At 63.5% G+C, this 13,920-nt stretch carries 16 protein-coding genes; 7 read left to right on the top strand and 9 right to left on the bottom strand.

What is annotated here, in order from left to right:
• The first annotated feature begins 222 nt into the window (after nucleotides 1-222).
• Entirely contained in the window at nucleotides 223-810 is a 588-nt protein-coding gene (locus FJ957_RS08695; protein WP_140830471.1) for a hypothetical protein, read from the top strand.
• Nucleotides 811-942: 132 nt separating this feature from the next.
• Here FJ957_RS08695 and FJ957_RS08700 read toward each other — a convergent pair whose 3' ends face one another.
• Nucleotides 943-1,146 carry a DUF3126 family protein gene (locus FJ957_RS08700; protein ID WP_027166457.1) on the bottom strand — a complete coding sequence of 68 codons (204 nt, stop codon included), beginning with the start codon at nucleotides 1,144-1,146 and terminating at the stop codon, nucleotides 943-945.
• A 150-nt stretch (nucleotides 1,147-1,296) separates the two neighbouring features.
• Complete coding sequence (gene cysE / locus FJ957_RS08705; RefSeq protein ID WP_140809074.1) at nucleotides 1,297-2,145, bottom strand: serine O-acetyltransferase; 849 nt, start codon at nucleotides 2,143-2,145, stop codon at nucleotides 1,297-1,299.
• Between the two features lie 121 nt (nucleotides 2,146-2,266).
• Between cysE and FJ957_RS08710 the strand changes: the two genes are divergently transcribed.
• Together FJ957_RS08710 and speB are read left to right on the top strand one after the other, a co-directional pair.
• Nucleotides 2,267-2,872 (top strand): hypothetical protein, encoded by a 606-nt coding sequence (locus FJ957_RS08710; RefSeq protein ID WP_140830473.1) that lies wholly within the window; start codon nucleotides 2,267-2,269, stop codon nucleotides 2,870-2,872.
• A 94-nt stretch (nucleotides 2,873-2,966) separates the two neighbouring features.
• The gene (speB, locus tag FJ957_RS08715; RefSeq protein ID WP_140830474.1) at nucleotides 2,967-3,932 is read left to right on the top strand and encodes an agmatinase; all 966 of its coding nucleotides are present in this window, start codon (nucleotides 2,967-2,969) and stop codon (nucleotides 3,930-3,932) included.
• Nucleotides 3,933-3,966: 34 nt separating this feature from the next.
• Here the strand turns inward: speB and FJ957_RS08720 are convergent, their stop codons facing one another.
• From FJ957_RS08720 to FJ957_RS08735, 4 genes are all read right to left on the bottom strand, one after another.
• Entirely contained in the window at nucleotides 3,967-4,467 is a 501-nt protein-coding gene (locus FJ957_RS08720; protein WP_140830476.1) for a GNAT family N-acetyltransferase, read from the bottom strand.
• A 22-nt stretch (nucleotides 4,468-4,489) separates the two neighbouring features.
• On the bottom strand, nucleotides 4,490-5,257 hold the full coding sequence (locus FJ957_RS08725) for an alpha/beta hydrolase (RefSeq protein ID WP_140830478.1): 768 nt from the start codon (nucleotides 5,255-5,257) through the stop codon (nucleotides 4,490-4,492).
• Nucleotides 5,258-5,273: 16 nt separating this feature from the next.
• A complete protein-coding gene (locus FJ957_RS08730; RefSeq protein WP_140830479.1) occupies nucleotides 5,274-5,768 on the bottom strand; it encodes a DUF192 domain-containing protein in 495 nt (164 codons plus the stop codon).
• 113 nt (nucleotides 5,769-5,881) lie between these two features.
• Nucleotides 5,882-6,475, bottom strand: coding sequence for a cold-shock protein (locus FJ957_RS08735; RefSeq protein WP_140646193.1), 594 nt, complete (start codon nucleotides 6,473-6,475; stop codon nucleotides 5,882-5,884).
• 259 nt (nucleotides 6,476-6,734) lie between these two features.
• Between FJ957_RS08735 and gloA the strand changes: the two genes are divergently transcribed.
• Nucleotides 6,735-7,175 (top strand): lactoylglutathione lyase, encoded by a 441-nt coding sequence (gene gloA / locus FJ957_RS08740; RefSeq protein ID WP_140830481.1) that lies wholly within the window; start codon nucleotides 6,735-6,737, stop codon nucleotides 7,173-7,175.
• Between the two features lie 123 nt (nucleotides 7,176-7,298).
• Nucleotides 7,299-7,586, top strand: a complete 288-nt coding sequence (locus tag FJ957_RS08745) for a DUF2218 domain-containing protein (RefSeq protein ID WP_140830483.1) — start codon at nucleotides 7,299-7,301, stop codon at nucleotides 7,584-7,586.
• Between the two features lie 86 nt (nucleotides 7,587-7,672).
• Here the strand turns inward: FJ957_RS08745 and FJ957_RS08750 are convergent, their stop codons facing one another.
• The gene (locus FJ957_RS08750) at nucleotides 7,673-8,233 is read right to left on the bottom strand and encodes a DUF1697 domain-containing protein (protein WP_140830485.1); all 561 of its coding nucleotides are present in this window, start codon (nucleotides 8,231-8,233) and stop codon (nucleotides 7,673-7,675) included.
• Nucleotides 8,230-9,486, bottom strand: coding sequence for a threonine ammonia-lyase IlvA (ilvA, locus tag FJ957_RS08755; RefSeq protein WP_140830487.1), 1,257 nt, complete (start codon nucleotides 9,484-9,486; stop codon nucleotides 8,230-8,232). The genes FJ957_RS08750 and ilvA overlap by 4 nt, the downstream gene beginning before the upstream one ends.
• Nucleotides 9,487-9,719: 233 nt before the next feature.
• Between ilvA and FJ957_RS08760 the strand changes: the two genes are divergently transcribed.
• Both FJ957_RS08760 and FJ957_RS08765 read left to right on the top strand, forming a co-directional pair.
• Nucleotides 9,720-10,796: an alpha/beta hydrolase gene (locus FJ957_RS08760; protein WP_140646134.1), complete on the top strand. Its 1,077-nt coding sequence runs from the start codon at nucleotides 9,720-9,722 to the stop codon at nucleotides 10,794-10,796.
• A 106-nt stretch (nucleotides 10,797-10,902) separates the two neighbouring features.
• Nucleotides 10,903-12,066, top strand: a complete 1,164-nt coding sequence (locus tag FJ957_RS08765) for an alpha/beta hydrolase (RefSeq protein ID WP_140830488.1) — start codon at nucleotides 10,903-10,905, stop codon at nucleotides 12,064-12,066.
• A 6-nt stretch (nucleotides 12,067-12,072) separates the two neighbouring features.
• Here the strand turns inward: FJ957_RS08765 and ade are convergent, their stop codons facing one another.
• Entirely contained in the window at nucleotides 12,073-13,890 is a 1,818-nt protein-coding gene (gene ade, locus FJ957_RS08770) for an adenine deaminase (RefSeq protein WP_140830490.1), read from the bottom strand.
• Nucleotides 13,891-13,920 lie beyond the last annotated feature (30 nt).

The raw sequence follows: 13,920 nt of genomic DNA on the forward strand, positions 1-13,920 counted from the left end.
TAGCCATCTGGTTAAGTCGAGTAAAGCGCGGCAAGCCCGCAAAGCACGGGCGGCTTGCCCCCGAGAGGTGAGCCCGGTCCAGCTTTGCGACCGAAGCCATTCGCAAGGTAGCAATTCCTTAACCGCGCCGCTTAACGAAAAGCCTTGAAATCGCTGTCCGCCCCCGGAGCTTCCGCTACAGTCCTGCGTTGTGAAGGCGTCCTTTTTCAACGGGGGAATGTCATGATCCGCAAAAGCTCCGCATCGCTGGCGGCAGTCGCGATGCTTGCCACCGTCTCTGAAACCGCCGCCGGCGGCCGCGCGCTTGAATGCTATGAGCCGATCCACAGGCCGGCGCTCTACGACACCGTTTACGAGGATGTGGTGGTGAGCCCTGGCGGACAGGTGCTCGATTACGACGCGCCGATCTACGGCACCTACCAAAGCGTGGACCAGATCGCGCCGGCGCGCGTCACCTATGAGACCGTCCCGGCGGTGACACGCACGGTCTACCACACGGTCAAGGTCGACGATGGCGGTTATGCCTGGGAGTGGCGCGTCATCCACGGCCGCAAGGTGCTGTGCAAGGTATGGCGCAAGGCCCGCTATGCGCGCGTCGCCGAAACGGTCGTGGTTCAGCCGGAGCGCGTCCGGCGCGTCGTTCAGCCGGCGGAATATGAAGCGGTTGCCCACGAAGTGCTGGTGCGGCCGCAACAAGTCCGCATACGGGAAATCCCGCCCTCATACGGGACGGTGGCGCGCCGGGTGGTGGTGCGGGAAGGTTCTACCAGTTGGCGGCGGGTGCATATCCCGCGGCACTGCCAGGATTAGAGCAATTCCAGGAAAAGTGCTTCGCGGTTTTCCGTTCAGAAATGCGTCAAAACAAAGCCCTAGACGGAATTTCACTTGTGGGCTGCAACCGGCCGGGCGGTGTTCCGCGCCTCGGCCAGAGCTGTTGCTGGCTTAGGCCAGGTCGATGTCGAGAATGGCCATCGAGAAATTGTAGTCGCCGTCGTCCTCGTCCTTGAAGACGATGCCGAGGAACTCGTCGCCGACATAAACCTCGGCCGAGTCTTCCTTGCGCGGACGCGCCTTGACCTGCAGCTTGGGGTTCTGGAAGACGCGCTTGAAATAGGCGTCCAGCTTTCTGATTTCGTCAGGCTTCAAAAGTCTTCTCCGAAATGTCGGCCTTGTGCGTTGGAAGGCGCTTCTGACACGCCAACAATGGCCATGTAAAGGCAAGCTGGCACAATTGCATAGGACAAGTCGGCCGAAAACCGGCGGCCGGATTTCGGCGGTTCCCGACGACGGCGGAAATCAGATGTCGAAGCTGACCACGTGGTCCATGCTCTGCGACGGCAGGAGCTGGTCCATCTGCCGCGAAGGCTGGTCGCAGCCGGTTTCCCCCACGACCCGGGCGGGCACGCCGGCGACCGTCTTGTTGTGCGGCACGGGCGACAGCACCACCGAACCGGCGGCAATCTTCGAGCAATGACCGACCTCGATATTGCCGAGAATCTTGGCGCCGGCGCCGATCAGCACGCCGCGGCGGATCTTCGGATGACGGTCGCCATTGGCCTTGCCGGTGCCCCCCAGCGTCACCCCGTGCAGGATCGACACGTCGTCCTCGATGACGGCCGTCTGGCCGACGACTAGGCCCGTGGCATGGTCGAGGAAGATGCCCTTGCCGATGCGGGCGGCCGGATTAATGTCAGTCTGGAACACCGAGGACGAACGGCTCTGCAGGTAGAGCGCGAAGTCCCTGCGGCCCTGGTTCCACAGCCAATGCGCTAGCCGGTGCGTCTGGATCGCGTGAAAACCCTTGAAATAGAGAACCGGCATGATGAAGCGGTCGCAGGCCGGATCGCGGTCGTAATAGGCCTGGATGTCGACGCGAACCGTCGTGCTCCACTCCGGATCGTCGTCCAGCATCGCCTTGAAGGTCTGTCGGATGAGATCGGAACCGATGTCCTGATGCGCCAGCCGTTCGGCAAGCCGGTGGATCACCGCTTCTTCCAGGCTCTCCTGGTTGAGGATGGTCGAATAAAGGAACGCCGCGAGCAGCGGATCGCGGTTCACGGCCTCCATCGCCTCGTCGCGGATCGACCGCCAGATCGGATCGACCGGCTGCACCATGCTGGGACGGGCAATCGTAACGCTGTTCATCGACGCTCTCCGGCCTTACTCATTCTGCGGCGGCACATATAGGCTAGATCATACCACGGTTGAACTCAATTTTCCTTAGTGCTTTGTCAAATGGACATGGTTCACGCAGATTCAAGCGACGATGGAAAACGAACCCTTGATCGACGAAGCGTTGAAAAGCGAGCTTGCAGCGCTCTACCAGGCTGCGGATCGCCACTATCACGGCTTGGCTCACATCGAAGCGATGCTGGCGCTGGCAGGCGAATACCGGCACCTTCTTGATGACCCGGAGGCCGTCGAAGCGGCGATCTGGTTCCACGATGCCATCTATGACAGCCGCGCCAAGGATAATGAGGCAAAAAGCGCCGAACTGGCCGAGAAAAGGCTCGCCGGACGCGCCAACTCCCATCGCCTCGCTCGCATCGCGGCCATGATCAACGCCACCGCCACCCACCAGTTGCCGCCTTTCCGCAACGAGGACGCGCTCAACGATGCGGCTTTTCTGCTCGACATGGATCTGGCCATCCTCGGCGCCGAACCGGCGGTGTTCGATGCTTACGAGAGGGCGGTCCGGTCGGAATATGGCTGGGTAGAGGAACCGATGTGGCGCGCGGGCCGCGCGGGCGTCCTGAAGAGCTTCGTCGCCCGGCCGCATATTTTCTATACGACCGAGTTCCGGGATCGGTTCGAGGCGCAGGCCAGGGAAAATCTCGGCCGTTCACTGCAAGCCCTGCAAGAGCGGCGCTGATAGGCCCATACCCTCGCTGGGCTTTGCCCCTATGCCTGAATTCCAGGCCCTGCGATCACTATGGAACGTGAACCGCTCCGGAATGGCCGCCAGCATGGAAAACAGCTTCCACCAACCCGTCGACGCCGCGCAGGTGCCGCGATTTGCCGGGCTTTCCACCTTCATGCGGCTGCCGGCCGTACCGACCGCGAAAGGGCTGGACATCGCCCTTGTCGGGATTCCATGGGATGGCGGCACGACCAACCGGGCCGGGGCCCGCCACGGCCCGCGCGAAATCAGGAACCAGTCGAGCCTGATGCGTCGCGTCCACCACGTCTCGGGAACCGAACCGTTCAGCATCACCAATGTCGCCGACGTGGGCGATCTGTCGGTCAATCCTATCAACCTGCTGGACGGGTTGAAGCGCATCGAGGACGGCATTGCCGCGATCGTGGCGGACGGTGCCCTGCCGCTAGCCGCCGGCGGCGACCACCTGACGACGCTGCCGGTGCTGCGTGCCGTGGCCCGCAAGGCGCCTGTTGGCATGGTTCACTTCGACGCGCATTCCGACACCAACGATCGCTACTTCGGCGACAATCCCTATACGCACGGAACGCCTTTCCGCCGCGCGATCGAGGAAGGGCTGCTCGACCCCAAGCGGGTTGTCCAGATCGGCATCAGAGGCTCGATCTACGAGCCCGGCGAGCATGAATGGGCAACGTCACGGGGCGTGCGCATCGTCTATATGGAAGAGTTCGTCAGACGCGGCGCCGCTTCCGTGATGCAGGAAGCGCGCGATCTTGTCGGCGACAGCCCGACCTATGTGACGTTCGACATCGATTGCATCGATCCGTCCATGGCCCCCGGTACCGGTACGCCGGAACTCGGCGGCTTCACGACGCGCGAGGCGCAGGAGATGGTTCGATTGCTGGACGGATTGAATTTCGTCGGCGCCGATGTCGTCGAGGTCGCGCCTCCCTTTGACGTTGGCGGCATGACGGCGCTGGCCGGCGCGACGATGATGTTCGAGCTGCTGTGCGTGATGGCGAGATCCCTCGCCGACAGGAGCGCGCGCGGCTAGGGCGATTGCGGGAAGGGCGCGCAGCGCCTTCCGGCTAGTCCGGAAAGGTCTCGATCCTCTCGGCGTAGCCTCTGAACCCCGCGCGCCCGTAAACCGACCGGGCCGCCGGATGATCATAGGTATCGGTGTGAAGCCAAAGCCTTTGCGGCCCATGCGACCACGCCGAGCGCAACGCCCGGTCGAGCAGGAACGGCCCCAATCGCTTTCCTTGAAAAGCCGGGACCAGTCCGAAATGAACGAGCTCGATAGCCGCTTCGCCGACATTGTTGAATTCGCAGAAGCCTGCGGCTTCGCCATCGACGCGCAGCACATGGATATGCGTGGCGTCATCGGCGAGCAGCGTTTCGAGTTCCGCTTCCGGCATGCGCAGACGCTGGTCCCATTGCACCGGCCCTCCGACCGCGCGGTAGAGATCGAGATAGCTGGAAAGACCGAGCCTCTCGCGCGCCACGCTCGCGACGGGCGAAGGTGACGCAAGCGGAGCGCCCTGAGGCGGCGCCGGCATCTCCATGTAGGTGACGAGCAGATCGACCATTGTGAGCCGAGGAGCGCCGCGCTTAGAGCGGATTTTCGGCGTAGAACTCGAGCACGCGCTGCTTGAAGCTCTTGTCGCCGACGGCGAGCATGTGGTCGCGGCCCTCGATGTGAAAGGCCCTTGCGTTCGGCATCAGCGCCGCAAGTTCGTCCGGCGAACCGCCGATATCGTCCTTCGTGCCGACCGCGATCAGGGTCGGCTGGGCAATGCGCGCCATGTCGTCCTCGCTCAACAGCTCGCGCGACTTGGCGATACATGCAGCAAGCGCGCGACGATCGCTGCGCGTCTGGTCGGCAAAGGCGCGGAACGAGCGGCCGCGCGGATGCGTGGTCGCGGCGGGATCCTCCGCCAGCAGCGCGGCCGCGATCGGGTCCCAGTCGCCGACGCCGTCGACCATGCCGATGCCCAAACCGCCGAACACCAGCGTCGCCACCTTCTCCGGATCGGAGAGCGCCAAGAAAGCCGAGACGCGCGCGCCCATCGAATAGCCCATGACATGCGCGCGCTCGATACCGAGATTATCAAGCAGCGCGGCCGCATCGGACGCCATCTTGGCCGGCGTGTAATCGGCCTCGTCATAGCTCTTCGACGACGAGCCATGGCCTCTGTGGTCGAAGGCAATCGCCCGGTAGCCGGCGCCGTTCAGCGTCTTGAACCAGCCCGGCGATACCCAGTTGACATAGTGGCTGGAGGCAAAGCCGTGGATCATCAGCACGGGGTCGCCCTGCCCCGAGGCCGGCTGGCGATCGAGATAGGCGAGTTCGAAACCGTCATGCGAAAAGAACTGCATCGGCAGATTTGCTTTTTCAGTTGGCGCCAGTGCCGATAGCCGGGTGGCGCAACAGATCGCCTTCCTTGATGCCGTCCCGGGCGGCCATGCCGGCCTTGAGTTCAAGCACGAAGCGCACGGGTTGTCCTGGCGAGATGATCGCTTCGGATTCGGGCTCGCCGCGCTTGATGGCTTTGATCCTGCCGTCCTGGCCGATGAAGATGAGGTCGAGTGCCATCGGCGTGTTCTTCATCCAGAAGTCGACCTCATCCGTTCTTTCGAAGACGAACAACATGCCGTGATCGTCTGCCATGGTCCGGCGAAACATCAGTCCCGCCTCGCGTTCGGCGGAGGTATCGGCGATCTCGATGGAGAAGGAACGCTCGCCCGAACCAGTCGACACCACAAGCGGGGTCCGGTCGATCGGCAGCAGCATCGCATCCGCCGAACTCGGCTTCGCAGCGATGAAACAGGTGGCGAAAACGATCGCGGCGCAGAATACGCCCGCGGTCAGCCAATTGCCATGAGCCATGGGTACCTCGTCCAAACGCTCGTCCTAAACCATGATCCGGACAAGTGGAACCGGTTTTCGGACAAGATGGTCGCGCCGCGGCAAAGGGACTTTTCGACTACGTCGAGAAACCCTCAGTGCGAGACCGACAAGGTGCCCATATCGGGGTGGATTTCGGCGGCCATAAGGCCTTTGTCGCCGCGTCCGAAGCGGACGAGCACGACCTGCCCGGGCCGGAGCTCGGTTATGCCGTAGCGCCGCAGCGTCTCCATGTGGACGAAGATATCTTCTGTCTCCTCGCCCCTCGTCAGGAAGCCGAAACCCTTGGTGCGATTGAACCACTTGACCAAGGCCCGCTCGAGGCCGCTCTCCGGGTTGACGGTGACGTGGGTGCGCTGTTCCTGCTCTGCCGGGTGGACAGCCGTCGAGGCATCCATGGAAAGGACGCGGAAGGCCTGCAAGCCGCGCTCGCCCTGTTTGACCAGGCAAACGACCCGCGCGCCCTCGAGCGCCGTCTGGAAGCCGTCCCTTCGAAGACAAGTCACATGGAGGAGAATATCGCCCGAGACGCCGTCGTCCGGAAGAATGAAGCCGTAGCCCTTGGCCACGTCGAACCATTTGATAGCGCCGGCGATTTCGACAAGCTCGGCGGGGTCGCCGCCATTGTCCCGCTGCAAGGCGTCGTCAAGGCTTCCGTCCCGCCTCGTAAAAGAGGCTTTTTCCCCCATAAGAATGCCCCCTTTTTCCAACTGAACCGCAACTGATTCTTGCCAAGAGATTAACACTGCGGCTTCCGGGGTGTGCAAGGGCTGACGTGCCTTTTTTCACCGTTCAGCACCGGAAAGGTCGAAATGTTGTTTGCCGGCGCTTCCCGAAGTCGAAAGCGAGATCCGAAAATCGATCCTGCCGCCGCATTTGTCGGATGATTGCCCTTTCGCCGGACGGCCCCTATGTTGCCTGGCAACCCCAGCAGCCGAGGAAGCCGCCATGCGCTATCTGCATACAATGGTCCGCGTCGCCGATATCGACCAATCGATCGATTTCTACTGCAACAAGCTCGGCCTGAAGGAGGTCCGCCGTTACGAAAACGAGCAGGGCCGCTACACGCTGATCTTCCTCGCCGCGCCCGAAGACGAGCAGCGCGGCATCGACGAGAAGGCGCCGCTGATCGAGCTGACCTACAATTGGGACCCGGAAGACTACAAGGGCGGCCGCAATTTCGGCCACCTCGCCTATGAGGTCGACGACATCTACGCCACCTGCCAGAAGCTGATGGACAATGGCGTGACCATCAATCGTCCGCCGCGCGACGGCAACATGGCCTTCATACGCTCGCCGGACGGCATCTCGATCGAGCTGCTGCAGAAGGGCCCCGCCAAGGCCAAGGCCGAGCCATGGGCCTCGATGGCGAACACGGGCGTCTGGTAAAGGCCGGCGATCGACGCCGATGTGACCAGCGCCCGCTGGCGTTTGGCCAGGCGGTGCCTATCTATCTGCCATTGGCGCCAGCCTTATCCAGGCTGGCGTTTCTTCATCCGCCAGGAGAATCTCATGCCGACAAGCCGCGCCGATGTCGCCACCGAGCACGCAAGCCGTTACCTGCAGCAGCTCTGCAAGCACTGGTCGCACAAATTCCCCGTCGAGTTCGACCCGCGGCACGGCGCCATCCAGCTCTCGATCGGCCGCACCGTGATGGATGCCGACGATCAGGCGCTGCACATCGCTCTGGCCGCCGACGACGCAGCCTCGCTGGAGCGGCTGGAGAGCGTGGTCGCCGACCACATCAAGCGCTTCGCCTTCCGCGAGGAATTGAGCTTCGACTGGCAGAAGGCCGCTTAGTCCCGGGCAATTCCAGGGAAGCGGTCCGCGGTTAGGCTCGGCGACTTCGCCGTAGCCTTCCGTCAGGGATTGCGTACTGTGATTAGTCAGGCGCCGGCCTTGCCGGCCATTTCCAGCAGCGCCATCACACTGCGCCAGTTGCGTGCCGTGCCCGGCACCTTCAGCGTGCGCGGGATGAGATTGGCGAAGACCGATTTGCCGAGCCCGTCCGGCGCATGCAGGTAAAGCACGTCGCCTTTGATTTCGAAGCGCTCAGGGCCGGTGCATTTGTCGGCGAGCCGCTTCGTCTCCTCGACGGTCGGCTCGCGCTCCAACGCATAGGCATGAAGCTTGGTCGGTTCGCCGGCGACCTCGGGATAGGGATTGTCCTTCACCAGCCGCTCGAACCAGCCGGCATCGCGCACCATGATGCGCGAATTAAAGCCCCATTTCTTCTCGAAGGCCGCCTCGATCTCCCCGGTCAGCGTCGCCACATCCTCCTTCTTCGCCCGGAACACGACATTGCCGCTCTGCACATAGGTCGCGACGTCGGCGAAGCCGAGGCTTTCGAAGAAGGCCTTGAGCTCCGCCATCTTGACGATTCGGTTGCCGGCGACATTGATGCCTGAAAACAGCGCTACGAAGACCGTGCTTGTTTTTGCGCTCATATGATGAACCCCGCCAGCGTCTCGTTGTCGGTGATGTCCTGATATTGCACGCCCTCGGCGTCGAAATTGGCTTTCAGCAGGTCGAAATTGCGCCGGTCCTTGGTCTCGATGCCGATCAGCACCGAACCGAAATTGCGCGCCGACTTCTTCAGATACTCGAAGCGGGCGATATCGTCGTCGGGGCCGAGCATTTCGAGGAAATCGCGCAGCGCGCCCGGCCGTTGCGGGAAGCGGATGATGAAATACTTTTTCAGCCCCTCGAAGCGCAGCGCCCTCTCCTTTACGTCCGGCAGCCGCTCGAAATCGAAATTGCCGCCGGAGACCACTGCGACGATGGTCTTGCCCCTGATTTCCTTGCGGGAGAAATCTTTCAGCGCATCGATCGCCAGCGCGCCGGCCGGCTCCAGCACGACGCCCTCGACATTGAGCATTTCGATCATGGTTGCGCAGAGCCGGTTCTCCGGGACCAGGCGGACGGCGTCGGCGGTGAAGTCCTTGAGATGGCGCAACGGCTCGCGGCCGATCTCGGCCACCGCCGCGCCGTCGACGAAATTGTCGACCTTGGCGAGCTTGACCCGCTTGCCGCCGGCAAGGCTCTCGCGCAGGCTCGGCGCGCCCGCCGGCTCGCAGAACACGAAGCGCGGATCGCGATGCTGGTCGGCGAAATAATGCGTCACACCGGCGGCAAGGCCGCCGCCGCCCACAGGCAGCATGACGATGTCGGGCACGCGGGCGTCCGGCATCTGGGCCGCGATCTCATAGGCAACCGTCGCCTGGCCCTCGATGATGTCCTTGTGGTCGAAGGGCGGCACCATATGCGCGCCGGCGGCCTCCGTGAATTCGAAGGCGGCGCGATAGCAATCGTCGAAGAAGTCGCCGACCAGCCTGATTTCGACGAAATCGCCGCCGAACAGCCGCGTCTTGTCGATCTTCTGCTGCGGCGTCGTCACCGGCATGAACACGACGCCCTTCTTGCCGAAATGGCGGCAGACGAAGGCAAAGCCCTGGGCGTGATTGCCTGCCGAGGCGCAGACGAACAGTTCGGCATTGTTGCCAGCGGCGAGCGCCTTGCGGAAGAAGTTGAAGGCGCCCCTGATCTTGTAGGAACGCACCGGCGTCAGGTCCTCGCGCTTCAAAAGGACGCGGGCGCCTGTCTTCTTCGACAGATAGTCGTTCTCCTGCAGCGGCGTTTCCGGGAAGATTCCGCGGATCGCTTCGGCGGCAGCGGCTACGCGGGCGGAAAAGCTGTTCACTGAAGGTCCCTCGTTTCGGCAGCCGGCACGCGGCAGAATGGCCGTGACCCGTGCCGGCAATCTTCCTGCCGCCGTTTTGGCTTTCGCGCAACAGTGCGATGGCCGTCGCCCGACGCTGAGCCAATTTCCGCTGGACGCGACTTACTTTAGCCGCACTTCGGCTGTCCGGGAGGTTTTCGCGGAGGTGGACGGCCGATCGTGGCCGGAATGGAATTGCCAGTGAAAGTGTCGACGTGCGGTTGAAGACAATTCTGATCATTGCCTTTGCCCTGCTGATAGCAGGCTGCGCGGGCCACCAGACGCAGGAAATACTGGGCAGCGTCGTCGTGCCGACGACGGCGACCGAGATCGCCGGCAACCACTCGATCTTCATCGCCACGACCCGCAAGCGCTCCGACGACCCGAACAAGGTTTTTGACGGCGAACGCTCGGCGACGCTCAACTATGCGCGTGTCAACGTCACCGTTCCCCCCATTCACCAGACCGGCCAGATCGAACGCCGTTCGCGCGGCAAGTCGAACGACCCGACGAAGTATTTCATGGCCTCCGAAGTCGTCGGCTACGACACGCAGCCGAAATTCGCCAGCGCCCTCAACGCCGACATCGACGCCCGTGGCGGCCGCGTCATGGTTTTCGTCCACGGCTACAACACCGGCTTCGACGACGCCGTCTACCGACTGACCCAGATCGTCCACGATTCCGGCTATCCGGGCACGCCGGTGCTGTTCTCCTGGGCTTCCGGCGCCAAGACCACCGATTATGTCTATGACAAGGAAAGCGCCGCCGCCGCCCGCGACCAGTTGGAAGTGACGTTGCGGATGCTGGCGCAGACCGGCGCCCGGCGCATCGACATCGTCGCCCACTCGATGGGAACCTGGGTGACGATGGAGACGCTGCGCCAGCTCGCCATCACCGGCGACCGCGATCTCAGCGGCAAGCTCGGCGACGTCGTGCTCGCCTCGCCCGACATCGATGTCGACGTCTTCAAGAGCCAGATGCGCCGCTACGGCAAGCCGGACAAGCCCTTCATCCTGCTCCTGTCGGACGACGATCGGGCGCTGAGGCTCTCCGGCCTGATCGCCGGCTCGCGGCCGCGCGTCGGCGATTATCGGGATGCCGCCGACCTCGCCTCCTATGGCGTCACAGTGGTCGACCTTTCCAAGGTCAAGGGCGCTGACAGCTTCAACCACACCAAATTCGCCGACAATCCTATGATGGTGCAGATGATCGGACAGCGGCTGCGCGAGGACGATGGCTTTGCCAGCGATCGTGATGTGACGGACCGTATCCGTCAGTTGGCTGCGCAGTAACCGTATCGGTGCGGGTTCCGTGCCCGCAGGGACTTTGAACTGGACCCGGCCGCTCTCTGGCTTTATCGGAGTAGCAAGAGAGGTTGCCGCCCTTGGGGGATCCCGGGTGACTGTGCATGTGAAGATCGTTGTCGGCCTTGCCTTCACGCTCGCCCTCGCCGGCTGCGCCGGTCCCACGCATGACCTGCTCAACCGCAAGGCGGTTGCGGCGCCTGTCTCCGACATCGCCGCCAAGCACGAGATCTTCGTCGCCACGACCCGCCAGCAGGCGACCAAGGATCCGCGCCAGGTCTTCGACGGCGACCGTTCGCTGACCACCCTCTATGCCCGCGTCGACGTCACCGTGCCGAAGATCCATCAGGTCGGCGCGATCGAGCGCGCCAAGGGCTCGGCCGACTCTAACCCGGCCAAGCAGTTCACCGCCACCGACGTCGTCCACTATGGCGATGCGCAGCAATTCGCCAAGGCGGTCGGCGCCGACATTTCCGTGCGCGGTGACCGCGCCCTGGTGTTCGTGCACGGCTTCAACAACGGTTTTGACGACGGCATCTATCGGCTGACGCAGATCGCGCACGACACCAAATATCCGGGTACGCCGGTGCTGTTCTCATGGGCGTCGAGCGCCAAGGCGACCGGCTATATCTACGACAAGGACAGTTCGACCGCCGCGCGCGACGACCTCGAGGCGACGCTGCGGATGCTTGCCAAGACGAAGGTCAAGAGCATCGACATCATCGCCCATTCGATGGGCACCTGGCTGACGATGGAGGCGCTGCGCCAGCTCGCCATCACCGGCGACCGCGATCTCAGTGGCAAGCTCGGCTACGTCATCCTCGCCTCGCCCGACATCGACGTCGATGTCTTCAAGAAGCAGATGATCCGCTACGGCAAGCCCGACAAGCCCTTTGCCATCCTGCTTTCGGGCGACGACCGGGCGCTGAAGCTGTCGAGCTTCATCTCCGGCGACAAGCCGCGCGTCGGCGACTACGGCAACGCGGCCGATCTCGTCAATTATGGCGTGACGGTCGTCGACCTGACTCAGGCCAAGGGTGGCGACGGCGGCCTGAACCATGCCAAATTCGCCGACAACCCGATCCTGGTGCAATTGCTGGGCAACCGGCTGCGCACGCCGGCCGGGCTTGCTTCCGACGAACCCGACCCGGCGCAGCTCAACAATATCGGCCAGGGCCTCGGCAAGGCGGTCGGCTCGGTCGCCGAGGTCGTCATCACCACGCCATTCAAGGTGCTGACCATCGCCACGGGCGGATGACTTGCCTTAGACGAAGAGGTCGACCTTCTGGAATGTCGTCACGTCGACCAGGCCGACGTCCGAGATCCTGAGTTCCGGAATGACCACCAGCGCCAGCAGCGAGTGCTGCATATAGGCGTTGTTGAGCGAGCAGCCGACCTTGCGCATCGCCTCGGTCAGTTGCTCGGCCTTGGCCGCGACGATCTCGGCGCGTTCGTCGGACATCAGGCCGGCGATCGGCATCTCGACCAGCGCCAGTTCCTTGCCCTTGGAATAAAGCACGACGCCGCCGCCCACCTCGCTCAGCCGGTTGACGGCCAAAGCCATATCCTCCTTGTTGGTGCCGACGACGATGATGTGGTGCGCGTCATGCGCCACGCTGGACGCCATCGCGCAGTCTTTCACATAGCCGAAGCCGGAGACGAAGGCGTTGGTGACACCGCCCGTGCCGCGATGCCGCTCGACCAAGGCGATCTGGCAGATGTCGTTGCGGCGATCCATGGCGACCAGCCCGTCCTCGACCGGCAGGTCGGCTTCCAGGGCGCGCGTCGGCGCCTGGTTCTCGATCACGCCGATCACCCGCGCCCGCACCTCGTTGGCGCCCTGCGGCGCGGAAATGTCGAAGTCCTTCGCCGCGAGCTTCTTGCCGAGCTTGACCGTGTTCTTCGCCGATTGCGGATAGTCATAGGCCGCAATGTCGATCTCCAGCTTGCCGCCCTTCGCCAGCCGGACGCCGCGGGCATAGACCTCGTCTATGGTCATCTGGGCAAGGTCCGAAACGATCAGCAGATCGGCGAGCCGTCCGGGCGCGATGGAGCCGATCTCGCGCTCCAGCCTGAAATGCTGCGCGATGTTGAGCGTCGCCATCTGGATCGCCGTTACCGGCTTCAGGCCCTGGCTGATGGTGTGCCGCACCACCCGGTCCATATGGCCTTCATGCACAAGCGTGCCGGAATGGCTGTCATCGGTGCACAGGATGAAGTTGCGCGGGTCGATGCCGCTTTCCGTCACCGCCTTGATCTGCGCCGCGACGTCGTACCAGGCCGACCCCAGCCTAAGCATCGCCTTCATGCCCTGGCGCACGCGCGCGATCGCATCCTCGGCGCGCGTGCCTTCATGGTCGTCCTCCGCCCCGCCCGCGACATAGCCGTGGAACGGCAGGCCGAGATCGGGCGATGCATAATGCCCGCCGACTGTCTTGCCGGCCTTGACCGTCTCGGCGATCTCGCCCGACATCACCGGATTGTTGGCGGCGACGCCCGGGAAATTCATCACCTCGCCGAGGCCGATGATGTTTTCCCAGGTCATGGCCTCGGCCACGTCGGCGACCGTCAATTCGGCGCCGGCATGTTCCAACCCCGGCGCCGAGGGCACGCAGGACGGCATCTGCACATGCACGTTGATCGGCATCGCGACCGCCTCGTCATGCATCAGCCGCACGCCCGGCAATCCAAGCACATTGGCGATCTCGTGCGGGTCGATGAACATCGAGGTCGTGCCGTGCGGGATGACCGCGCGGCAGAACTCCGTCACCGTCACCATGCCGCTCTCGACGTGCATGTGCGCGTCGCAAAGGCCGGGCACCAGATAGCGCCCGCCGGCATCGACGACCTTCGTCCCCTGCCCGATGGCGTGGCCGGCATTCGGCCCGCAATAGGCGAAACGGCCGGCGGCGATCGCGATATCGGTACCGGGGATGATCTCGCCCGAATGGACGTTCACCCAGCGACCGTTGCGGATGACCAGATCGGCCGGCTTTCGGCCCATCGCAACGTCGACCAGATGTGTCGCCACCTCCGTCCACGGCTTTGGCTTTGCGGCGCTTGTCGGCTTGGCGTTCGTCATCGGCTGATTCCTCTGCATGGGCCACTTTGG

Source organism: Mesorhizobium sp. B2-4-6 (assembly GCF_006442775.1).
Classification (GTDB): domain Bacteria; phylum Pseudomonadota; class Alphaproteobacteria; order Rhizobiales; family Rhizobiaceae; genus Mesorhizobium.